This is a genomic window from Klebsiella sp. 28 (assembly GCF_018223905.1).
In the GTDB taxonomy this organism is placed as follows: domain Bacteria; phylum Pseudomonadota; class Gammaproteobacteria; order Enterobacterales; family Enterobacteriaceae; genus Klebsiella; species Klebsiella pneumoniae.
Genome location: NZ_JAGRQY010000002.1, coordinates 21,043 through 43,159, shown reverse-complemented (window position 1 = coordinate 43,159; position 22,117 = coordinate 21,043). Strand labels below are relative to the sequence as shown.

Here is a 22,117-nt window from a genome sequence, read left to right as displayed (position 1 = left end):
TAATTTCCTGATTAGCCGGCCACGCGCCGCGTCCGGCCACCTGCGTAAAGAGGAATAGTTTGAACATAGACACTCGTGAGATTACCCTGGAGCCAGCGGATAACGCACGCCTGTTAGCCCTGTGCGGCCCGTTTGACGACAACATTAAACAGCTGGAGCGTCGGTTAGGCATTGAGATCAACCGCCGTGACAATCACTTTAAGCTGACCGGTCGCGCCCTGTGCGTGCACGCTGCCGCCGATATTCTGCGCAGCCTGTATGTCGACACAGCGCCAATGCGCGGTCAGATTCAGGATATTGAACCAGAGCAGATCCACCTGGCGATCAAGGAAGCGCGCGTACTGGAGCAGAGCGCCGAAAGCGTGCCTGAGTACGGTAAAGCCGTCAATATCAAGACCAAGCGCGGGGTAATCAAACCGCGTACGCCGAACCAGGCGCAGTACATCGCCAATATCCTCGATCACGACATCACTTTCGGCGTGGGTCCGGCGGGTACGGGTAAAACCTATCTGGCGGTGGCGGCGGCGGTCGATGCGCTGGAGCGCCAGGAGATCCGCCGTATTCTGCTGACCCGTCCGGCCGTCGAGGCAGGCGAAAAGCTCGGCTTCCTGCCCGGCGATCTGAGCCAGAAGGTCGACCCGTATCTGCGCCCGCTGTATGACGCGCTGTTTGAGATGCTCGGCTTTGAGAAAGTGGAGAAGCTGATTGAGCGTAACGTCATCGAAGTGGCCCCGCTGGCCTATATGCGCGGACGGACGCTGAATGACGCCTTTATCATTCTTGATGAAAGCCAGAACACCACCATCGAACAGATGAAGATGTTCCTGACCCGCATCGGCTTTAACTCCAAGGCGGTGATCACCGGCGACATCACGCAGATTGACCTGCCACGCAGCACCAAATCCGGTCTGCGCCATGCCATCGAAGTGCTGGCGGAAGTCGATGAGATCAGCTTTAACTTCTTCCATAGCGAAGACGTGGTGCGCCATCCGGTGGTCGCCCGCATCGTGAACGCCTATGAGGCATGGGAAGCCGCAGACCAGAAACGTAAAGCAGAGCTGGCCGCCGAGCGCAAACGCGAAGCCCAGGAACAGGAGCAAAAATGAGTCAGGTGATCCTCGATTTACAGCTGGCCTGCGAAGAGACCAGCGGCCTGCCGGACGAAGCCCTTTTCCAACGCTGGGTCGACGCCGTCATTCCGCCGTTTCAGGAGGAGTCAGAGTTAACGATTCGTCTGGTCGACGTTGCAGAAAGCCATGAGCTGAACCTGACCTATCGCGGCAAGGATAAGCCGACCAACGTCCTCTCCTTCCCGTTTGAAGCGCCGCCGGGAATTGAAATGCCGCTGCTCGGCGATCTGATCATCTGCCGTCAGGTGGTAGAGCAGGAAGCCAGCGAGCAAGGTAAGCCGCTGGAGGCGCACTGGGCGCATATGGTGGTGCACGGTAGCCTGCATCTGCTGGGCTACGATCATATCGAAGACGACGAAGCGGAAGAGATGGAAGGCCTTGAAACAGAGATAATGCTTGCTCTGGGCTATGAGGACCCGTACATTTCCGAGAAGATTGCGGAATAGCGCCCAGCCGGATGGCGGTGCTTGCGCCTCATCCGGCCGCTGTTTCTGCGTTTTACCTGCCAGAAAGTCAGGCAACCCATGCCGTCCGGCGCTGAGTTTACGCGCGACGAGCGACAGTTAAATCAACATGAGAACCCAAACGACGCCATGAGCGACGACAATTCACACAGTAGTGACACAGTAAACAGCAAAAAGGGATTTTTCTCCCTGTTACTCAGCCAGCTTTTTCACGGGGAACCGAAAAACCGCGATGAACTGCTGGCGCTGATCCGTGATTCCGGGCAAAACGACCTTATCGATGAAGATACGCGTGACATGCTCGAAGGGGTAATGGATATCGCCGACCAGCGGGTCCGCGACATTATGATCCCCCGTTCACAAATGATAACCCTGAAACGCAACCAGACGCTGGACGAGTGCCTGGATGTCATCATCGAATCCGCCCACTCGCGTTTCCCGGTCATCAGTGAAGATAAAGATCACATCGAAGGGATTCTGATGGCCAAGGATCTGCTGCCATTTATGCGCAGCGACGCCGAAGCCTTCAGCATGGAAAAAGTGTTACGGCCGGCGGTTGTCGTCCCGGAAAGCAAGCGGGTCGACCGCATGCTGAAAGAGTTTCGCTCACAGCGCTATCATATGGCGATCGTTATTGACGAATTCGGCGGCGTCTCTGGCCTGGTGACCATCGAGGATATCCTTGAGCTCATCGTCGGGGAAATTGAAGACGAGTACGACGAAGAAGAAGATATCGATTTCCGCCAGCTGAGCCGCCACACCTGGACGGTGCGCGCCCTGGCCTCCATCGAAGACTTCAACGACGCCTTCGACACGCACTTTAGCGATGAAGAAGTGGATACCATTGGCGGGCTGGTGATGCAGGCCTTCGGCCATCTGCCGGCCCGCGGCGAATCTATCGACATTGATGGTTACCAATTCAAGGTAGCAATGGCAGATAGTCGTCGTATCATTCAGGTGCATGTAAAGCTGCCCGATGACGCTCCCCAGCCGAAGCTGGAAGAGTAAGCGGTAGCGCTGAAATGGCCAGCCGGGAGACCGCGAGTCATACACGGTTGTAGGTGCCCCGCGTCCGGCTGGCAAAAAGAATAGCCTGTAGCAGCAGGCGTTAATTAACGGGACGATTAACCTAAATGGTATTTGCCTCTCTTCTTGAACGCCAGCGCATACGTCTGTTGCTGGCGCTGTTGTTTGGAGCCAGCGGAACGCTGGCTTTTTCACCTTATGACTTCTGGCCAGCGGCTATCGTTTCGCTGATCGGTCTGCAGGCGTTAACCCTCAACCGACGCCCGCTGCAAAGCGCCGGGATCGGCTATTTCTGGGGACTCGGGCTGTTCGGCACGGGTATCAACTGGGTCTATGTCAGCATCGCGCAGTTTGGCGGAATGCCCGGCCCGGTTAACGTCTTCCTCGTCGTTCTGCTGGCGGCCTATCTCTCGCTCTACACCGGCCTGTTTGCCGGCCTGCTCGCCCGTCTGTGGCCTAAAACTAACTGGATACGGATGGCTATCGCTGCCCCTGTCGTCTGGCAAATCACCGAGTTCCTGCGCGGCTGGGTGCTGACCGGCTTTCCGTGGCTACAGTTCGGCTACAGCCAGATTGACGGCCCGCTGAAAGGCCTCGCGCCGGTGATGGGCGTCGAGGCGATTAACTTCTTGCTGATGGTAGTCAGCGGCCTGCTGGCCCTGGCCCTCGTCCAGCGCAACTGGAAGCCGCTGGCGATTGCCGCGCTGCTGTTCGCCCTGCCGTTCCCGCTGCGCTATATCCAGTGGTATCAGCTGCTGCCGGCGCGCGCGACCCAGGTCTCGCTGGTGCAAGGCGATATCCCACAGGCCATGAAATGGGACGAAAAGCAGCTGGTCAATACCCTGAAAACCTACCTGGCGCTGACCCAGCCGCATATCGGCCACTCGCAGCTGATTATCTGGCCTGAATCGGCGATCCCGGACCTGGAGATCAACCAGCAGCAGTTCCTCAGCATGATGGACGATCTGCTGCGCGCAAAAGACAGCTCGCTGATCACCGGCATTGTCGATGCGCGTCTCAACAAGCAGAACCGTTACGATACCTACAACACCATCATTACTCTCGGCAAAGATAACCCGTACCGCTACGACTCGACCAACCGCTACAACAAGAACCATCTGGTGCCGTTCGGCGAGTTTGTACCGCTGGAGTCGATTCTGCGCCCGCTGGCGCCGTTCTTTGACCTGCCGATGTCCTCCTTCAGCCGCGGTCCCTACGTGCAGCCGCAGCTGATGGCACATAACCTGAAGCTGACCGCGGCCATCTGCTACGAGATAATCCTCGGGGAACAGGTGCGGGATAACTTCCGGCCGGACACCGACTTCCTGCTGACCATCTCCAACGACGCCTGGTTCGGCAAGTCCATCGGCCCGTGGCAACACTTCCAGATGGCGCGAATGCGCGCCCTGGAGCTGGCCCGCCCGCTGCTGCGCAGCACCAACAACGGCATTACTGCGGTGATCGGCCCGCGCGGCGAGATCCAGAAGATGATCCCGCAGTTTACCCGCGAGGTGTTGACCACCACCGTGACCCCCACCAGCGGCTTAACCCCTTACGCCCGCACCGGCAACTGGCCGCTATGGGCGCTGACGGCGCTGTTTGGTTTCGCCGCGCTGCTGATGAGCCTGCGCCAGCGTCGCCGATAAGTTTCTTCGCCGGCGACGCCCGTCGCCGGCTTTTTCTTCCCATCATCTGCCACTCTGGCACAGTCATTGCTTGATTTAACCTGGTAGCGGCATCGTCCGACCCAGTACAACCGGGTTGCACCAGAAACGATCGGTGGTCGCGCTATTTTGGTGCAATGGAAGATATTTGCCTCCGATTGGTGCGGAGCGCTTCGCAAAAATAAACAATAAAGCAGCAAAATCTTTACATTAAGCCAAACTAAATGCTAACAAACACATACAAATGCGGCACGTGGACGCGTGCCCCTAATAACAACACACACAATCACAATGGGTATCAATAGCGTCGCTGACGCTGCGGATAAGGAGTTGGATATGCAATTACGTAAACTGGCCACGGCAATGCTGGTAATGGGAATGACCGCTGGTCTGGCGCAGGCGGAAGATGCTGCCCCGGCGGCTGGCCAGAACACCCTGGATAAGATCGCCAAAAACGGGGTTATCGTTGTCGGCCATCGTGAATCTTCGGTCCCGTTCTCTTACTACGATAACCAGCAGAAGGTTGTGGGCTACTCTCAGGATTATTCCAACGCCATCGTCGATGCCATCAAGAAAAAACTGAACAAACCCGATCTGCAGGTCAAACTGATCCCGGTCACCTCGCAGAACCGTATCCCGTTGCTGCAGAATGGCACCTTTGATTTCGAGTGCGGCTCAACCACCAACAACCTTGAGCGCCAGAAACAGGCGGCCTTCTCCGATACCATCTTCGTGGTCGGTACCCGTCTGCTGGTGAAGAAAGGCGGCCCGATCAAAGATTTCCCGGACCTGAAGGATAAAGCGGTCGTCGTCACCTCCGGAACCACCTCAGAGATCCTGCTGCATAAGCTGAACGATGAGAAAAAAATGAATATGCGCATTATCAGCGCCAAAGATCATGGCGACTCTTTCCGCACCCTGGAGAGCGGACGCGCCGTGGCCTTTATGATGGATGATGCCCTGCTGGCTGGCGAACGCGCCAAGGCGAAGAAACCGGATAACTGGGAAATCGTCGGCACCCCGCAGTCGAAGGAAGCCTATGGCTGCATGCTGCGGAAGGACGATCCGACGTTCAAGGCGCTGGTTGATGAAACCGTCGCCCAGGCTCAGACCTCTGGCGAAGCGGAGAAGTGGTTTGACAAATGGTTCAAAAACCCGATTCCGCCAAAAAATCTTAACCTCAACTTCGAGCTGTCGGACGACATGAAAGCGCTGTTCAAATCACCTAACGACAAAGCACTGAACTAATTATAACAACCAGGGGCGGGATATCCTGCCCTCCCGATGATTGTCACAGCACGGACAGACTATACGGCGGCTGATCGTTCCCCAGCCGCCGCGAATACCGAAACAAGCTGGACAACCGTCTTCGAGGGTAGCACTGGCTACCCTTTTTTTTCCAGGAGTCATGTATGTCAATAGACTGGAACTGGGGGATATTCCTGCAACAGGCCCCCTTCGGCAACACTACCTACCTGGGCTGGCTGTGGAGCGGTTTTCAAATCACCGTCGCCCTCTCCATCTCGGCCTGGATCATCGCTTTTCTCGTCGGCTCACTGTTCGGCATTTTACGCACGGTACCCAATCGCTTCCTCTCGGGCATTGGCACCTGCTATGTCGAACTGTTTCGCAACGTGCCGCTGATCGTGCAGTTCTTTACCTGGTACCTGGTGGTGCCGGAGTTCCTGCCGGAAAATATCGGCATGTGGTTTAAATCGGAGCTGGACCCAAACATTCAATTCTTTGTCTCCTCCATGCTGTGCCTGGGGCTGTTTACCGCCGCTCGCGTCTGCGAGCAGGTACGCGCCGCCATCCAGTCGCTGCCGCGCGGGCAGAAGAACGCCGGCCTGGCGATGGGCCTGACCCTGCCGCAAACCTACCGCTACGTGCTGCTGCCGAACGCCTACCGCGTTATCGTGCCGCCGATGACCTCGGAGATGATGAACCTGGTGAAAAACTCGGCCATCGCCTCCACCATCGGTCTGGCCGATATGGCCGCGCAGGCGGGCAAACTGCTGGACTACTCCGCTCATGCCTGGGAGTCTTTTACCGCCATCACCCTGGCCTATGTTTTCATCAACGCGGTGATTATGCTGATTATGTATGTGGTCGAGCGTAAGGTTCGCCTGCCTGGCAATATGGGAGGCAAATAATGTACGATTTTGACTGGAGTTCGATCGTTCCCTCCATGCCCTATCTGCTGGCAGGGCTGGTGATCACCCTGAAGATTACGGTGATCGCCATCGTGGTCGGCATCGTCTGGGGCACCCTGCTGGCGGTTATGCGCCTGTCCAGCTTTCTGCCGCTGGCCTGGTTTGCTAAATCCTACGTCAACGTATTCCGCTCAATCCCACTGGTGATGGTCCTGCTGTGGTTCTACCTGATTGTCCCGGGCTTCCTGCAGAACGTGCTGGGACTGTCGCCGAAAACGGATATTCGCCTGATCTCGGCGATGGTGGCGTTTTCGATGTTCGAAGCCGCCTACTATTCAGAGATTATCCGCGCCGGCATTCAGAGCATCTCCCGCGGCCAGTCCAGCGCCGCGCTGGCGTTGGGGATGACCCACTGGCAGTCAATGCGGCTGGTGATCCTGCCGCAGGCCTTCCGCGCCATGGTGCCGCTGCTGCTAACCCAGGGGATCGTCCTGTTCCAGGATACCTCGCTGGTGTATGTATTGAGTCTCGCCGACTTCTTCCGTACCGCCTCCACCATTGGCGAGCGTGACGGAACCCAGGTCGAAATGATCCTGTTCGCGGGCGGCGTCTATTTTGTGATTAGCCTCAGCGCCTCGCTGTTGGTCAGCTGGTTGAAGAAAAGGACTGTGTAATGATTACCCTGAAAAACGTTTCAAAATGGTATGGTCACTTTCAGGTGCTGACCGATTGCTCCACGGAAGTGAAAAAAGGCGAAGTCGTGGTGGTCTGCGGGCCGTCAGGCTCCGGTAAATCCACGCTGATTAAGACTGTGAACGGCCTTGAGCCGGTACAGCAGGGGCAGATTATTGTCGATGGCACCGTGGTTAACGATAAAAAGACCAACCTGGCTAAACTGCGCTCGCACGTCGGCATGGTGTTTCAGCATTTTGAACTGTTCCCGCATCTGTCGATTATCGACAACCTGACGCTGGCGCAGGTCAAAGTGCTTAACCGCGATAAAGCCTCAGCGCGCAAGAAAGGCCTCAAGTTGCTGGAGCGCGTTGGCCTGGCGGCGCATGCGGAAAAATACCCGGCGCAACTCTCCGGCGGCCAGCAGCAGCGCGTGGCCATTGCCCGAGCCCTGTGTATGGACCCGATCGCCATGCTGTTTGATGAGCCTACCTCAGCGCTTGACCCGGAGATGATTAACGAGGTGCTGGACGTTATGGTCGAACTGGCCAACGAGGGGATGACCATGATGGTCGTGACCCATGAGATGGGCTTTGCCCGCAAGGTGGCGAACCGGGTGATCTTTATGGATGAAGGGAAGATTGTCGAGGATGCCGATAAAGAGGCCTTCTTTGCCAATCCGCAATCCGAGCGTGCCAAAGATTTCCTCGCCAAAATACTTCATTAATGGTTTTTCTCTGCGCATACCGCCCGGTATGCGCAGTTAATCTTTTCCGCCATATTATTCGCCAATGTTATTTATGCGGTAGATGATCGCTACTATCATTTACGTACCCAATAAACCTGGGCGATAAAAGCTGAACTTATTTATTAAATCGATCAATTCATAAAGAATTCAATAATGAATTCGTGGACCGGCATTGCCACCGCCGCTAGCATATAACGCCTCGTAACAGGTTCGTCGCATGATTATTTTATTAATTGAATATAATATTCTTGCCTGACCTCGCCTGCGCCGAAATAAAGGCCATCAATATTCTCTGCCGCTCGCAGAATAATGGATGCGCCACCAAACCAATGAAACAAATGGATATTGCTTCATGTTAATTCGATCTCGCACGCTCACCGGGCTGCTGTTTATCACGCTGGCGGGCACCTCAGCCGCCGGGGCCGCGCCATTGACCTCTTCTACTCACCAGACGGAGCAGGATAAAGCCCGCCAGGAGGCGCTGGCGCCGCAGCAACAGGATTTTCAGTCTTCACAACAGCGCGTGGCGCCGCAGGGTATCCCTTTTCCTGAGGAAACGCATTGCAAATTGATCAACCGGGTCGATATCGACTCCGATAACCAGGCGCTCACCCGGAAATTACTGGCGAAAACCGCGCGGCAGGCGCAGGGACGCTGCCTGGGCAGCGAAGGCATTCGCCTGCTGGCCTATACCTTGCAAAATGAGCTGATCGCGCAAGGCTACATCACCTCGCTGATTGATGTGCCCTCCCAGTCGCTGGAGCACGGCATACTCAGGTTCACGCTGCACTATGGCAAAGTGGGCGCTATCGACTATGCCGACGGCTCGGACACCACCCGCCTGTGGAATTCCCTGCCCACCTCTTCCGGTACTATCCTGCGCTTAAGCGACCTTGAGCAAGGGATGGCCAACCTGCAGCGTCTGCCCGGCGCCACCGCGCACATGAAACTGCTGCCGGGCCAACACGAGGGAGAAAGCGATATCCAGATCGCCCGCAGCCTGGCGAAAAAATGGCAGCTTGGCGCCTGGCTTGACGACGCCGGCAGCAAAGCCAGCGGACGCTACCAGGCCGGCGGGGCCCTCTATCTCTATGACCTGACCACCCTCAACGATATCCTGTACCTTTCCGGCGGGGGCGATATTGAATTCAATCAGCATAACGACGGCAACCACAACGGCAGCCTGTATTACTCCATTCCCTTTGGCTACTGGACACTAAGCGCCTACGGGGCATACAGCCAGTATCGTCAGCAGTTTAACGGCAACTGGTCGACGATGGATTATAAGAGTAAAAATCGCTACTACAGCGCCACGCTGAGTCGTCTGCTCTCCCACACCCGGCAGCAAAAAACTACCGCCGACCTGCGGATCGCCAAGAGTACCTCGCATTATTACTTCGGCGGCAGTGAGCTACTGGTGATGCGCAAGCAGAACCCCTCATGGGAATTCACCCTCAACCACCAGCACTACTTTAACAAAAAGATTGTTGATGCCAGCATCGGCATCCAGCGCAGCCTGCCGTGGCTCAGCTCGACAGCAACGCCGGAAGAGCAGGCCGGGCTGTATAGCCCGCTGTCGCGGATTGTGCATGGTAATCTGCAGGCAATGATGAAATTTGACGCCACCGGCGACAAATTTACCTGGGCTCCCCGCCTCAGCGCCCAGTTCAGCCCGGACAAACTCGCTTCCGATAATAAATTCAATATTGGCAGCCGCTGGAGCGTGCGCGGTTTTGACGGTGAAAACAGCCTGTCCAGCAATCAGGGATGGTACTGGCGCAACGATTTTATCTGGGATCTGGCCACCCACGAGCGGCAATTCTATTTGGGCGCGGATATAGGCCGCCTTATCGGCGCCGATCTATATCAAAAAGGCAAAGTGCTCTCCGGCGCCGTCAGCGGGCTGCGCGGTCAGCTATGGTCAACGCAGTACGATCTGTTTATTAGTACCCCGCTGAGTAAACCGGATAAGTTTCATAGCGACGCCCTGAATATGGGCTTTTCATTACAGTGGAGGTATTAATTCGCACATTATTGACTCGTCATATTTACATTATTTATTAATCATTATTTAAAGGAATAAAGAAAATGTTTAAGTTCAAGGCTTCTTATGTCGCACTGGCGGCAGTATTAACCTCGTCGGTAGTTTATGCCGACCCCACAAGCTATACGCACTCTTCCGGCGCCACGGTTATCGATATTGAAAAGCCGAACGCCGCCGGTGTCTCCCATAACCTGTACCGCGACTTCAACGTCGGCGCCAATGGCACCATCCTCAATAACAGCGGCGATGATGTCAGCCACAGCACATTTGGCAATATCGCCCGCAACAATAATCTGACCGCCGGCAGCGCTTCGGTGATTTTGAACGAGGTGACCTCCAAAAACGCCAGTAGCCTGAAGGGCTTTATCGAAGTCAACGGTCAGAAAGCGGATGTGGTAATCGCCAACCCGAACGGCATCACCTGTTCCGGCTGTAGCTTTGTTAATACCAACAAGGCTATCCTGACCACCGGCAAGGTTAATATGACCGACGATGGCGCCATCGGCAGCTATACCGTAACGGGCGGCACCCTCACCATCGGCGAAAATGGCATGAATGCCGCCAACGGCTATGCGGTTCTGCTCGCCGACGCGATTAAGATTAACGGTAAAGTGCAGGCCAACAACGCCCTGGTCAGCGCGGGCAACTTCACCATGGATAACAGCTCTGGCTCGGTGACCTCCGCTGGTAAAAAGGCCACCCTGATCCAGATGACGGTTAACCCGCAGTACAGCATCGACGTCAGCAGCCTTGGCGGCATTGAGGCCAACAGCATCAGCATGGTCGGCAATAACATCGGCTTTGGCGTACGCAATAAAGGCTCTATCGTCGCGAATAGTTCGCTGCAGCTCACCAGCAACGGTAATCTGCTGAACAAAGGCACGATCAAAAGCAACGGTCTGCTGAGTCAGGTCGCCACCGCCTCGGGCATCACCAATGACGGTAGCATCGCCGGCGCCTATTATTTAATGCTCTCCAGTGGCGATTATATCGTTAACACCGGTTCTCTCTCCGGCGGCCAGCTGATTGCCACCGCCAACGGCAACATCACCAACGGCGACTCAGGCACGATGACCGGCACCAGTGGATTAAGCCTGACCAGCGGCGGGAAAATCCGCAACGAAGAAAAAGCCTCCCTGCTGTCAAATAACCAGATTGCCGCCACGGCAATCGGTGATTTCCTCAATGAAGGCAAAATCAGCGCCAAAAACACCAGCCTGACGTTTGTCGGCGACAGCTTTAAAAACACCGGCAATATTAACTCTACTGGCCAAACAACCATTCAGTCGCTTAAACAGGACGGCAGCGCCAATACGGGCGAAATCTATAACCTCGGCAATATCACCGGCGAAAATATCAATCTGCAGACCAACGGCACGCTGGCGCAAAGCAGCAGTGGTCATATTGAGGCAACCAACGCCATTACCGCCCACAGCTACTGGCTGAACCAAAATGGTTATATGAAAGCCGCCGATATCACCACCGATCACGGCGTAGTGAATAATTATGGCAATATTACTGCCAAAAATATTTCAATCACGACCTACTCAGATATCACCAACGAAGGGCAGATCAGCAGCACCGGCGACCTGACCTTAAATACCAAAAATAAAGGCGCGATCTACAATTATTCAACCCTCAGCGCGGGCGGCAACATGACGTTAACCGCCACCAAAGTGGTCAATGGTGGTAAAAGTTGCGGCATCCTGGGCCTGGCGAAATGCGGCGTCGGGACGTTAACTGCTGACAAGCTGGTACTGAACTCATCGCAGAAATATGTTAGCGACATGGGTGGAAAACAGTATTTCAAGAGCACCGAAGTCAACACAGTGAAATAAGACAGAACACGATGCGCGAAGCCTCGCGCATCGTTTTTCGCACGCTTAGGGCTCGAAGGGCCGACGCTGGAACTGATCGTGGCCACATTTTGGACAGCGCGGCAGCACGTCCGGGGTGTATACCGCCAGGTGATAGTGGCACTTCTCGCAGACCAGGTTGCCCAGACCGACCACTTCGCCGCTGTGGTACACGCCGTGATGATTCAGATCCTGAAAGACTTCCCGCCACTCGAGCTGGGTTTTGTCGGTGATATCAGCCAGCTCCTGCCACAGGCTCTCTTTGATCACCCGCATAAACACGCTGTCGCTCTCGTCTTCGTGACTCTCTTCGTAGCTGCGGGCAAACTCCTCGAGGTCGCGCTTGACCGCCGCAATCACCGACTCGATCTCGCTCTGCGTCAGATCGCCGGCGCGGACGATTTTTTCCCGCGCCTGCGTCACCAGCGCGTCGATATCGCGCTCTCCATGGCGGAGCCGTTCGCTGAGCGAGGAGACCAGTTCACGGTAATATTGAGCAACCTTGTTCATCATTTCGCCTCCGGTGGGGTTAACGTCTTCTGATAATAGACCTTATTCCTCTCCCGCTGTGTCTGACAAGCCACAGAGTCGCGAAATAATCTGCGCAGCTTTTGCCGATGTTGATGTGCGAAAAGCTGTTTTGACGTGGGCGTTTGGGCTATGCTATGCCGATCTGAAATAACACATCCATTGGCTACACTTTGTAGCTGTATTGAAAACAGGACCACTGGCTGCCATGCAAGAGCAATACCGCCCGGAAGAGATAGAATCGAAAGTCCAGCTTCACTGGGACGAAAATCGTACATTTGAAGTAACTGAAGACGAGAGCAAAGAGAAGTATTACTGCCTGTCGATGCTTCCTTATCCTTCTGGTCGACTACACATGGGTCACGTGCGTAACTACACCATCGGCGACGTGATTGCCCGCTACCAGCGCATGCTGGGCAAAAACGTCCTGCAGCCGATCGGCTGGGATGCGTTCGGTCTGCCGGCAGAAGGGGCGGCGGTGAAAAACAACACCGCGCCAGCGCCGTGGACCTACGACAACATCGCCTACATGAAAAACCAGCTCAAAATGCTGGGCTTCGGCTATGACTGGAGCCGCGAGCTGGCGACCTGCACCCCGGAATACTACCGCTGGGAGCAGAAGTTCTTCACCGAGCTGTACAAAAAAGGCCTGGTGTACAAAAAAACCTCCGCAGTGAACTGGTGCCCGAATGACCAGACCGTGCTGGCCAACGAACAGGTTATCGACGGCTGCTGCTGGCGCTGCGATACCAAGGTCGAGCGTAAAGAGATCCCGCAGTGGTTTATTAAAATCACCGCCTACGCCGATGAACTGCTGAACGATCTGGATAAGCTGGACCACTGGCCGGACACCGTGAAGACCATGCAGCGCAACTGGATCGGCCGTTCGGAAGGGGTAGAAATCTCCTTTGACGTCAACGACTACGCTGACAAACTGACTGTCTACACCACCCGTCCGGACACCTTTATGGGTTGTACCTACCTGGCCGTCGCGGCGGGCCACCCGCTGGCGCAGCAGGCTGCGGCGAACAATCCGGCGCTGGCCGCCTTTATCGACGAGTGCCGCAATACCAAAGTGGCCGAAGCCGACATGGCGACGATGGAGAAAAAAGGCGTCGATACCGGCTTTAAAGCCATTCATCCGCTGACCGGTGAAGAAATTCCAGTCTGGGCGGCAAACTTTGTGCTGATGGAATACGGCACCGGCGCGGTAATGGCCGTTCCGGGTCACGACCAGCGCGACTACGAGTTCGCCAGCAAGTACGGTCTGAACATTAAGCCGGTTATCCTCGCTGCCGACGGCTCCGAGCCGGATCTCTCCGAGCAGGCGCTGACCGAGAAAGGCGTCCTGTTTAACTCCGGCGAGTTCAGCGGTCTTGATTATGAAGCGGGCTTCAACGCCATTGCCGACAAACTGGCTGCCATGGGCGTGGGCGAGCGTAAAGTTAACTACCGTCTGCGCGACTGGGGCGTATCCCGTCAGCGCTACTGGGGCGCGCCGATCCCGATGGTGACCCTGGAAGATGGCACCGTGCTGCCGACTCCGGAAGATCAGCTGCCGGTGATCCTGCCGGAAGACGTGGTCATGGACGGCATCACCAGTCCGATCAAAGCCGATCCTGAATGGGCCAAGACCACCGTCAACGGCCAGCCGGCGCTGCGCGAAACCGACACCTTTGACACCTTTATGGAATCCTCCTGGTACTATGCGCGCTACACCTGCCCGCAGTATCAGGAAGGAATGCTGGATTCGAAAGCGGCCAACTACTGGCTGCCGGTAGATATCTACATCGGCGGTATCGAACACGCCATCATGCACCTGCTCTACTTCCGCTTCTTCCATAAGCTGATGCGCGACGCGGGCATGGTGAACTCCGATGAGCCGGCGAAACAGCTGCTGTGCCAGGGCATGGTGCTGGCTGACGCGTTCTACTATGTGGGCGAAAACGGCGAACGTAACTGGGTTTCCCCGGTTGACGCCATCGTTGAGCGCGACGAAAAAGGCCGCATCGTGAAGGCCAAAGACGCGGCGGGCCACGAGCTGGTGTACACCGGCATGAGCAAGATGTCCAAGTCGAAAAACAACGGCATCGACCCGCAGGTGATGGTTGAGCGCTACGGCGCGGATACCGTGCGTCTGTTCATGATGTTTGCGTCCCCGGCGGATATGACCCTCGAGTGGCAGGAATCTGGCGTTGAAGGGGCGAACCGCTTCCTGAAACGCGTCTGGAAACTGGTCTACGAGCACACCACTAAAGGAGAGGTTGCGGCACTGAACGTGGCGGCTCTGAGCGAAGATCAGAAAGCGCTGCGTCGCGATATCCACAAAACCATCGCCAAAGTGACCGATGACATCGGCCGTCGTCAGACCTTCAACACCGCCATCGCGGCAATCATGGAGCTGATGAACAAGCTGGCGAAAGCGCCGCAGGAAGATGAGCAGGATCGTGCGCTGATGCAGGAAGCTCTGCTGGCGGTGGTGCGTATGCTCAACCCGTTCACTCCGCACGCCAGCTTCACCCTGTGGCGTGAGCTGAACGGCGAAGGCGATATCGACAACGCGCCGTGGCCGGTAGCGGATGAGAGCGCGATGGTGGAAGACAGCACCCTCGTCGTCGTCCAGGTCAATGGCAAAGTTCGTGGTAAAATTACCGTTGCGGTAGATGCAACTGAAGAGCAGGTTCGCGAGCGCGCCGGCCAGGAACATCTGGTGGCGAAATATCTCGACGGTAAAACCGTGCGTAAAGTGATTTACGTTCCGGGTAAACTGCTCAATCTGGTCGTTGGCTAAGCGCGGGAGGAAGCGTGCGATATCTGGTAACAATGTTGTTATCTCTGGCGGTGCTCGTCACCGCCGGCTGTGGCTGGCATTTGCGTAGCACTACCAAGGTGCCCGCCACCATGAAAACCATGATTTTCCAGTCGAGCGATCCGAACGGCCCGTTAAGCCGCGCGGTACGTAATCAGCTGCGTCTTAACGGCGTGGAACTGATCGACGCCAGCACGCTGCGTAAAGATGTCCCTTCTCTGCGCCTCGATGGCTCGTCGATTCAGAAAGATACCGCATCGGTGTTCCAGGATGGTCGTACGGCGGAGTATCAGATGGTCATGACCGTTCATGCCAGCGTCCTGATCCCGGGTCACGATATCTATCCGATTACCACCAAGGTCTATCGGTCGTTCTTTGATAACCCGCAGGCGGCATTAGCGAAAGACGCCGAGCAGGATATGATTATCCAGGAAATGTACGACAAAGCGGCGGAACAGCTGATTCGTAAGCTGCCAAGCGTTCAGGTAGCGGATGTTGAAGCAACCCAGCAGGAAGAGAAACCGGTCGCCAGCAGCGCGGCGCCGGCTTCCTCGGGTAACCGCGTCTCCACCACGCTGGGTCAATGATGATTCGGTTGTACCCGGAACAGCTCCGCGCGCAGCTCACTGAAGGGCTGCGCGCGGCCTATCTGCTGCTTGGCAACGATCCCCTGCTGTTGCAGGAAAGCCAGGACGCCATTCGCGAAGCTGCTGCCGCGCAGGGATTTACCGAGCACCATACTTTTTCAATCGACAACAGCACCGACTGGCAGGCGATTTTCGCCTTAAGCCAGGCGATGAGCCTGTTTGCCAGCCGGCAAACCCTGCTGTTGATCCTACCGGAAAACGGCCCCAACGCGGCGATCAATGAACAGCTCGCCACGCTGGTTGGCCTGCTGCACGACGACCTGCTGCTGATAGTTCGCGGAAATAAGCTGACCAAAGCCCAGGAGAATGCCGCATGGCTCACCGCCCTGGCTCAGCGCGCAGTCCAGGTCAGTTGCCAGACGCCGGAATACGCGCAGCTGCCGCGCTGGCTGGCCGCCCGGGCCAAACAGCATCAGCTGCAGCTCGACGACGCGGCCAGTCAGCTGCTGTGCTACTGTTACGAAGGCAATCTGCTGGCGCTGGCGCAGGCGCTGGAGCGTCTGGCGCTGCTCTGGCCGGACGGTAAGCTAACCCTGCCCCGCGTTGAGCAAGCGGTAAACGATGCCGCGCACTTTACGCCTTACCATTGGGTCGATGCCCTACTGGCAGGCAAAAGTAAGCGCGTGCTGCACGTCCTGCAGCAGTTACGCCTTGAAGGCTGTGAGCCGGCGATCCTGCTGCGTACTCTGCAGCGGGAGCTGCTGCTGCTGGTTACCCTCAAGCGCCAGGCGACGCACACGCCGCTGCGCTCGCTGTTTGATAAACATCGGGTCTGGCAAAACCGCCGTCAGCTGCTCAGCGACGCCCTCACGCGCCTGAGCGGGGAACAGCTGCGCCAGGCGGTGACCCTTCTGACCCGCGCGGAGCTCACCTTTAAACAGGATTACGGGCACGACGTCTGGCCCGAACTGGAAAGTCTTTCGTTGTTGCTCTGCCACAAAGCCCTGGCGGACGTTTTTATTGATGGTTGATATGACTCAGTTACAGGCAATCTATGGCGGCACCTTCGATCCGGTGCATTACGGTCACCTCAAGCCGGTTGAGATCCTGGCGAATCAGATTGGCCTGAGCAAGGTCATCATCATGCCTAACAACGTCCCGCCGCACCGGCCGCAGCCGGAAGCCACCAGCGCCCAGCGCGTGCACATGCTGAAGCTGGCGATTGCCGATAAACCGCTGTTCACGCTCGATGAACGCGAACTGCGGCGCGATACCCCCTCCTGGACGGCGCAAACGCTGCAGGAGTGGCGCCAGGAGCAGGGGCCGCGCAAACCGCTGGCGTTTATCATTGGCCAGGATTCGCTACTGACCTTTCCCACCTGGCACAACTATGAAACCATTCTCGACAATGTCCACCTGATTGTTTGCCGCCGCCCGGGTTACCCGCTGACCATGGCGCAGGAAGCGGATCAGCGCTGGCTGGATCGCCATTTAACCCACGACGTGGAGTCTCTGCATAACCGCCCTTCCGGCGTGATCTACCTGGCTGAGACGCCGTGGTTCGATATTTCCGCGACGATCATCCGCCAGCGCCTTGAGCGCGGCGAGTCCTGCGCCGAGATGCTGCCTGCCGCCGTGCTGGATTACATCCGCGAGCAGGGACTCTATTGCTGACCCCAGGCTGGGCCTGGCGCGAAAAAAGCGCTATCGTAACGCCATCTCTTCATCGCCTGTCAGAGCCTGTTCATGAAATTGTGGTTAGTTCGCCATGGCGAAACCGAAGCCAACGTTGCCGGGTTATACAGCGGCCATGCCCCAACGCCCCTGACGCCGCGCGGCGTCGCTCAGGCGCGCGCGCTCGGCGAACGGCTACGCCTGGCGCCTTTCGATAAAGTATTCTGTAGCGAGCTGGCGCGGACCGGGACAACGGCCGATCTGCTGCTTGGCGACCGCGCTATTCCGCGTGAGCGCCATCCCGCGCTCAATGAGATGTTTTTCGGCGACTGGGAGATGCGTCATCATCGCGACCTCCAGCGAGAAGATGCGGAAAACTATGCCGCCTGGTGTGCCGACTGGCAGCATGCGGCCCCCACCAACGGCGAAAGCTTTCAGAATTTTGCCCACCGCGTCAGCGAGTTTATCCCAACGCTGACCGACTGCCGCCATCTTGACCACCTGCTGATCGTCGGCCATCAGGGCGTCCTGAGCCTGCTGACCGCCCTGCTGCTGCAGATGCCTGCGGCGGCGATGTGGCACTTTCCCATTGCCCATGGCGCCTGGAGCCTCCTCGAAATCCGCGACGATTTCACCACCCTGCGGGTATTAAATAGCCAGGCCGTCTGGCAGCCGCAAGAAGAATTCCCGCCAGACCATTGACAGGCCAGAGCAGGCTGTTATTCTCCGCTGCCAGGCAGCATCCGCCAAAGCCGGTTTGCAGAAATTGTTTTACAAAAATGGCGATGCAATCCGCGGCGAGGGATGGGATGATAGCCCGCCACGAACGCCTGCCGACAGACATTTCACCCGACTTTTTCATCAGTTCAGGTATACTGTCAGGCTCTTTATGATTATCAATCTTCACGCACCCAGGGGGAACACTTGCAGGGTAAAGCACTCCAGGATTTTGTTATCGACAAAATTGATGACCTGAAAGGTCAGGACATCGTTGCCATTGATGTACATGGCAAATCCAGCATCACCGATTGCATGATTATCTGCACCGGCACCTCCACGCGTCATGTGATGTCTATCGCCGACCACGTGGTTCAGGAGTCCCGCGCCGCCGGCATGCTGCCGCTGGGCGTTGAAGGGGAAGCCGCCGCCGACTGGATCGTCGTCGACCTCGGCGACGTGATGGTCCACGTCATGCAGGAAGAGAGCCGTCGTCTGTACGAGCTGGAAAAACTCTGGAGTTAATGCGTGAAGTTGCAGCTGGTGGCCGTTGGCACCAAAATGCCGGACTGGGTACAGACCGGCTTTAGCGAGTATCTGCGCCGTTTTCCCAAAGATATGCCGTTCGAGCTGGTGGAGATCCCTGCCGGTAAGCGCGGTAAGAACGCTGATATCAAACGCATCCTCGAAAAAGAGGGCGAGATGATGTTAGCCGCTGCCGGTAAGAACCGCATCGTGACCCTGGATATTCCGGGTAAACCATGGGATACACCGCAGCTGGCGCGCGAACTGGAACGCTGGAAACAGGACGGGCGCGACGTCAGTTTACTGGTAGGCGGTCCGGAAGGTCTCTCTCCCGCCTGTAAAGCAGCGGCGGAACAGAGTTGGTCGCTCTCCACCCTCACCTTACCTCACCCGCTGGTGCGCGTACTGGTGGCCGAGAGTCTGTACCGGGCGTGGAGCATCACCACCAACCACCCGTACCACCGTGAGTAATGATGATCAGGGTAGACTAAGCAGCGAATGAAATTACAGAATTCTTTCCGCGACTATACGGCTGAATCCTCGCTGTTCGTGCGCCGGGCGCTGGTCGCTTTTTTGGGGATTTTGCTGCTTACCGGCGTTCTGATCGCCAACCTGTACAATGTGCAAATCGTTCGCTTCGACGACTATCAGACGCGCTCGAACGAAAACCGCATCAAGCTGGTGCCGATCCCGCCGAGCCGCGGCATTATTTACGATCGCAACGGCACCCCGCTGGCGCTTAACCGCACCATTTACCAGCTGGAGATGATGCCGGAGAAAGTCGATAACGTACAGCAGACGCTGGATGCACTACGCGACGTCGTCGATTTAACCGACGATGACATCGCCGGTTTCAAAAAGGAGCGCGCCCGCTCCCATCGTTTTACCTCGATTCCGGTAAAGGTCAACCTCAGCGAAGTGCAGGTGGCCCGCTTTGCCGTCAACCAGTACCGCTTTCCCGGCGTGGAAGTCAAAGGCTACAAGCGTCGTTATTACCCCTATAATTCGGCGCTGACTCACGTCATTGGCTATGTCTCAAAAATTAACGATAAAGACGTCGACCGCCTGGATAAAGAGGGCAAGCTGGCCAACTACGCCTCGACGCACGACATTGGGAAGCTGGGTATAGAGCGTTATTACGAGGACGTTCTGCACGGTCAGACCGGCTACGAAGAGGTTGAAGTGAACAACCGCGGCCGCGTCATTCGTCAGCTGAAAGAGGTGCCTCCGCAGGCCGGACGCGACATCTACCTCACCCTCGACCTCAAGCTGCAGCAGTATATTGAAACGCTGCTGGCCGGCAGCCGCGCCGCCGTGGTGGTGACCGACCCGCGTACCGGCGCTATTCTGGCGCTGGTTTCAACCCCGAGCTATGACCCGAACCTGTTCGTCGACGGCATCTCCAGCAAAGATTACTCCGCGCTGCTCAACGACCCGAACACACCGCTGGTCAACCGAGCGACGCAGGGGGTCTATCCGCCGGCGTCGACGGTCAAACCGTACGTCGCCGTCTCGGCGCTGAGCGCCGGGGTGATCACCCGCAACACCAGCCTCTTCGACCCCGGCTGGTGGCAGTTGCCCGGCTCAGAGAAACGCTATCGTGACTGGAAAAAGTGGGGCCACGGCCATCTGAACGTCACCAAAGCGCTCGAGGAGTCTGCAGATACCTATTTCTACCAGGTCGCCTATGACATGGGCATCGACCGTCTCTCAGAGTGGATGAGCAAGTTTGGCTACGGCCACTACACCGGTATCGACCTCTCCGAGGAGCGCTCTGGCAACATGCCGACCCGCGAATGGAAGCTCAAGCGCTTTAAGAAACCCTGGTACCAAGGGGACACTATTCCGGTGGGCATCGGCCAGGGTTACTGGACCGCCACGCCGATCCAGATGAACAAAGCGCTGATGATCCTGATTAACGACGGCGTGGTGAAGGTGCCTCATCTGCTGCAGAGCACCGTGGAAGACGGCAAGCCCGTACCCTGGGTCCAGCCCCATGAGCCGCCGGTAGGCGATATCCATTCCGGCTATTGGGAAATCGCCAAAGACGGCATGTACGGAGTGGCCAACCGCGGCAACGGCACCGCGCACAAATACTTCGCCAGCGCGCCGTATAAAATCGCGGCCAAGTCAGGTACCGCTCAGGTGTTCGGCCTGAAGGCCAACGAAACCTATAACGCGCACCGGATCTCCGAGCGCTTGCGCGACCATAAACTGATGACGGCGTTTGCGCCTTATAACAACCCGCAGGTTGCCGTGGCGATGATTCTGGAAAACGGCGGCGCCGGCCCGGCGGTCGGTACCATTATGCGCCAGATCCTCGATCACATCATGCTGGGCGATAACAACACTACGCTGCCAAGCGAAAACCCGGCGGTAACCGCAGGGGAGGATCAATAATGACGGATAATCCGAACAAAAAATCGCTATGGGATAAAATCCATCTTGACCCCACCATGCTGCTTATCCTGCTGGCGCTGCTGACCTACAGCGCGCTGGTTATCTGGAGCGCCAGCGGTCAGGACGTCGGCATGATGGAGCGTAAAATCGGCCAGATCGCCATGGGCGTGGTGATCATGATCGTCATGGCGCAGATCCCGCCGCGGGTCTATGAAGGCTGGGCGCCCTACCTCTATATTTTCTGTATCATCCTGCTGGTAGCCGTTGACGCCTTCGGCGCCATCTCCAAAGGGGCGCAGCGCTGGCTGGATCTCGGTATTGTGCGCTTTCAGCCGTCGGAGATCGCCAAAATAGCCGTGCCGCTGATGGTGGCGCGGTTTATTAACCGCGATGTCTGTCCACCGTCGCTGAAGAACACCGGCATTGCCCTGGTGCTAATCTTCCTGCCGACGCTGCTGGTGGCGGCGCAGCCTGACCTCGGGACCTCGATCCTGATCGCCCTATCCGGGCTGTTTGTGCTGTTCCTCTCCGGCCTCAGCTGGCGCCTGATTGGTATCGCCGTGGTGCTGGTCGCCGCCTTTATTCCGATCCTGTGGTTCTTCCTGATGCACGACTATCAGCGTCAGCGCGTGATGATGCTCCTCGATCCGGAAACCGACCCGCTGGGCGCCGGCTATCACATTATTCAGTCTAAAATTGCCATTGGCTCCGGCGGTCTGCGCGGCAAAGGCTGGCTGCACGGCACCCAGTCGCAGCTGGAGTTTCTGCCGGAACGCCACACCGACTTTATCTTCGCCGTCCTCGCCGAAGAGCTGGGCCTGATTGGCGTACTGATCCTGCTAGCGCTTTATATTCTGCTGATTATGCGCGGACTGTGGATCGCCGCCCAGGCGCAAACCACCTTTGGCCGGGTCATGGCCGGTGGTTTAATGTTGATTTTATTCGTTTATGTCTTCGTAAATATTGGTATGGTGAGTGGTATTTTACCGGTGGTGGGCGTACCGTTGCCGCTGGTGAGCTACGGGGGCTCCGCCCTGATCGTACTGATGGCCGGGTTTGGTATCGTAATGTCGATCCATACCCACAGAAAAATGTTGTCGAAAAGCGTTTAAAGGGGTTA

At 56.9% G+C, this 22,117-nt stretch carries 20 protein-coding genes; 19 read left to right on the top strand and 1 reads right to left on the bottom strand.

Annotated features, from left to right (window positions below):
* Positions 1-59: 59 nt before the first annotated feature.
* The 10 genes from KHQ28_RS00295 to KHQ28_RS00250 all read left to right on the top strand — a co-directional run bounded on the left by KHQ28_RS00295 (position 60) and on the right by KHQ28_RS00250 (position 11,739).
* Positions 60-1,106 carry a PhoH family protein gene (locus tag KHQ28_RS00295; protein WP_004176871.1) on the top strand — a complete coding sequence of 349 codons (1,047 nt, stop codon included), beginning with the start codon at positions 60-62 and terminating at the stop codon, positions 1,104-1,106.
* Positions 1,103-1,576, top strand: a complete 474-nt coding sequence (ybeY, locus tag KHQ28_RS00290; protein WP_002894722.1) for an rRNA maturation RNase YbeY — start codon at positions 1,103-1,105, stop codon at positions 1,574-1,576. The genes KHQ28_RS00295 and ybeY overlap by 4 nt, the downstream gene beginning before the upstream one ends.
* A gap of 147 nt (positions 1,577-1,723) precedes the next feature.
* Positions 1,724-2,602, top strand: a complete 879-nt coding sequence (corC, locus tag KHQ28_RS00285) for a CNNM family magnesium/cobalt transport protein CorC (RefSeq protein ID WP_004197606.1) — start codon at positions 1,724-1,726, stop codon at positions 2,600-2,602.
* A gap of 125 nt (positions 2,603-2,727) precedes the next feature.
* Positions 2,728-4,266 carry an apolipoprotein N-acyltransferase gene (gene lnt / locus KHQ28_RS00280; protein WP_004147589.1) on the top strand — a complete coding sequence of 513 codons (1,539 nt, stop codon included), beginning with the start codon at positions 2,728-2,730 and terminating at the stop codon, positions 4,264-4,266.
* Between the two features lie 354 nt (positions 4,267-4,620).
* Positions 4,621-5,532 carry an amino acid ABC transporter substrate-binding protein gene (locus KHQ28_RS00275; RefSeq protein WP_002894712.1) on the top strand — a complete coding sequence of 304 codons (912 nt, stop codon included), beginning with the start codon at positions 4,621-4,623 and terminating at the stop codon, positions 5,530-5,532.
* Positions 5,533-5,696: 164 nt separating this feature from the next.
* Entirely contained in the window at positions 5,697-6,437 is a 741-nt protein-coding gene (locus tag KHQ28_RS00270) for an amino acid ABC transporter permease (RefSeq protein ID WP_002894709.1), read from the top strand.
* On the top strand, positions 6,437-7,111 hold the full coding sequence (gltK, locus tag KHQ28_RS00265; protein ID WP_002894707.1) for a glutamate/aspartate ABC transporter permease GltK: 675 nt from the start codon (positions 6,437-6,439) through the stop codon (positions 7,109-7,111). Before KHQ28_RS00270 ends, gltK begins: the two co-directional genes overlap by 1 nt.
* A complete protein-coding gene (locus KHQ28_RS00260; RefSeq protein ID WP_002894706.1) occupies positions 7,111-7,836 on the top strand; it encodes an amino acid ABC transporter ATP-binding protein in 726 nt (241 codons plus the stop codon). The genes gltK and KHQ28_RS00260 overlap by 1 nt, the downstream gene beginning before the upstream one ends.
* 373 nt (positions 7,837-8,209) lie before the next feature.
* Positions 8,210-9,880 carry a ShlB/FhaC/HecB family hemolysin secretion/activation protein gene (locus KHQ28_RS00255; RefSeq protein WP_032419218.1) on the top strand — a complete coding sequence of 557 codons (1,671 nt, stop codon included), beginning with the start codon at positions 8,210-8,212 and terminating at the stop codon, positions 9,878-9,880.
* A 65-nt stretch (positions 9,881-9,945) separates the two neighbouring features.
* Positions 9,946-11,739 carry a filamentous hemagglutinin N-terminal domain-containing protein gene (locus KHQ28_RS00250; RefSeq protein WP_032419219.1) on the top strand — a complete coding sequence of 598 codons (1,794 nt, stop codon included), beginning with the start codon at positions 9,946-9,948 and terminating at the stop codon, positions 11,737-11,739.
* Between the two features lie 45 nt (positions 11,740-11,784).
* On the opposite strand, the gene KHQ28_RS00245 is transcribed toward KHQ28_RS00250, so the two are convergent.
* A complete protein-coding gene (locus KHQ28_RS00245; protein WP_002894699.1) occupies positions 11,785-12,267 on the bottom strand; it encodes a zinc ribbon-containing protein in 483 nt (160 codons plus the stop codon).
* 226 nt (positions 12,268-12,493) lie between these two features.
* On the opposite strand from KHQ28_RS00245, the gene leuS reads away from it, so the two are divergent.
* From leuS to mrdB, 9 genes are all read left to right on the top strand, one after another.
* Complete coding sequence (gene leuS, locus KHQ28_RS00240; RefSeq protein ID WP_004176877.1) at positions 12,494-15,076, top strand: leucine--tRNA ligase; 2,583 nt, start codon at positions 12,494-12,496, stop codon at positions 15,074-15,076.
* A gap of 14 nt (positions 15,077-15,090) precedes the next feature.
* Positions 15,091-15,681 carry an LPS assembly lipoprotein LptE gene (gene lptE / locus KHQ28_RS00235; protein WP_002894693.1) on the top strand — a complete coding sequence of 197 codons (591 nt, stop codon included), beginning with the start codon at positions 15,091-15,093 and terminating at the stop codon, positions 15,679-15,681.
* Positions 15,681-16,712: a DNA polymerase III subunit delta gene (holA, locus tag KHQ28_RS00230; protein WP_002894692.1), complete on the top strand. Its 1,032-nt coding sequence runs from the start codon at positions 15,681-15,683 to the stop codon at positions 16,710-16,712. The genes lptE and holA overlap by 1 nt, the downstream gene beginning before the upstream one ends.
* Positions 16,705-17,355, top strand: a complete 651-nt coding sequence (nadD, locus tag KHQ28_RS00225) for a nicotinate-nucleotide adenylyltransferase (protein ID WP_004176879.1) — start codon at positions 16,705-16,707, stop codon at positions 17,353-17,355. The genes holA and nadD overlap by 8 nt, the downstream gene beginning before the upstream one ends.
* A 72-nt stretch (positions 17,356-17,427) precedes the next feature.
* Entirely contained in the window at positions 17,428-18,057 is a 630-nt protein-coding gene (locus KHQ28_RS00220) for an adenosylcobalamin/alpha-ribazole phosphatase (RefSeq protein ID WP_032419220.1), read from the top strand.
* Between the two features lie 222 nt (positions 18,058-18,279).
* Complete coding sequence (rsfS, locus tag KHQ28_RS00215) at positions 18,280-18,597, top strand: ribosome silencing factor (protein ID WP_002894623.1); 318 nt, start codon at positions 18,280-18,282, stop codon at positions 18,595-18,597.
* A gap of 3 nt (positions 18,598-18,600) precedes the next feature.
* Positions 18,601-19,068, top strand: coding sequence for a 23S rRNA (pseudouridine(1915)-N(3))-methyltransferase RlmH (gene rlmH, locus KHQ28_RS00210; protein WP_002894620.1), 468 nt, complete (start codon positions 18,601-18,603; stop codon positions 19,066-19,068).
* A 27-nt stretch (positions 19,069-19,095) separates the two neighbouring features.
* The gene (mrdA, locus tag KHQ28_RS00205) at positions 19,096-20,997 is read left to right on the top strand and encodes a peptidoglycan DD-transpeptidase MrdA (RefSeq protein WP_002894617.1); all 1,902 of its coding nucleotides are present in this window, start codon (positions 19,096-19,098) and stop codon (positions 20,995-20,997) included.
* Entirely contained in the window at positions 20,997-22,109 is a 1,113-nt protein-coding gene (gene mrdB, locus KHQ28_RS00200) for a peptidoglycan glycosyltransferase MrdB (RefSeq protein ID WP_002894613.1), read from the top strand. Before mrdA ends, mrdB begins: the two co-directional genes overlap by 1 nt.
* Positions 22,110-22,117 lie beyond the last annotated feature (8 nt).

Bases quoted from the DNA above. Each gene is read 5' to 3' on its own strand.
- ybeY (WP_002894722.1), top strand. From the start codon at position 1,103: ATGAGTCAGGTGATCCTCGATTTACAGCTGGCCTGCGAAGAGACCAGC.
- corC (WP_004197606.1), top strand. From the start codon at position 1,724: ATGAGCGACGACAATTCACACAGTAGTGACACAGTAAACAGCAAAAAG.
- lnt (WP_004147589.1), top strand. From the start codon at position 2,728: ATGGTATTTGCCTCTCTTCTTGAACGCCAGCGCATACGTCTGTTGCTG.
- KHQ28_RS00275 (WP_002894712.1), top strand. From the start codon at position 4,621: ATGCAATTACGTAAACTGGCCACGGCAATGCTGGTAATGGGAATGACC.
- KHQ28_RS00270 (WP_002894709.1), top strand. From the start codon at position 5,697: ATGTCAATAGACTGGAACTGGGGGATATTCCTGCAACAGGCCCCCTTC.
- gltK (WP_002894707.1), top strand. From the start codon at position 6,437: ATGTACGATTTTGACTGGAGTTCGATCGTTCCCTCCATGCCCTATCTG.
- KHQ28_RS00260 (WP_002894706.1), top strand. From the start codon at position 7,111: ATGATTACCCTGAAAAACGTTTCAAAATGGTATGGTCACTTTCAGGTG.
- KHQ28_RS00255 (WP_032419218.1), top strand. From the start codon at position 8,210: ATGTTAATTCGATCTCGCACGCTCACCGGGCTGCTGTTTATCACGCTG.
- KHQ28_RS00250 (WP_032419219.1), top strand. From the start codon at position 9,946: ATGTTTAAGTTCAAGGCTTCTTATGTCGCACTGGCGGCAGTATTAACC.
- KHQ28_RS00245 (WP_002894699.1), bottom strand. From the start codon at position 12,267: ATGAACAAGGTTGCTCAATATTACCGTGAACTGGTCTCCTCGCTCAGC.
- leuS (WP_004176877.1), top strand. From the start codon at position 12,494: ATGCAAGAGCAATACCGCCCGGAAGAGATAGAATCGAAAGTCCAGCTT.
- holA (WP_002894692.1), top strand. From the start codon at position 15,681: ATGATTCGGTTGTACCCGGAACAGCTCCGCGCGCAGCTCACTGAAGGG.
- nadD (WP_004176879.1), top strand. From the start codon at position 16,705: ATGGTTGATATGACTCAGTTACAGGCAATCTATGGCGGCACCTTCGAT.
- KHQ28_RS00220 (WP_032419220.1), top strand. From the start codon at position 17,428: ATGAAATTGTGGTTAGTTCGCCATGGCGAAACCGAAGCCAACGTTGCC.
- mrdA (WP_002894617.1), top strand. From the start codon at position 19,096: ATGAAATTACAGAATTCTTTCCGCGACTATACGGCTGAATCCTCGCTG.
- mrdB (WP_002894613.1), top strand. From the start codon at position 20,997: ATGACGGATAATCCGAACAAAAAATCGCTATGGGATAAAATCCATCTT.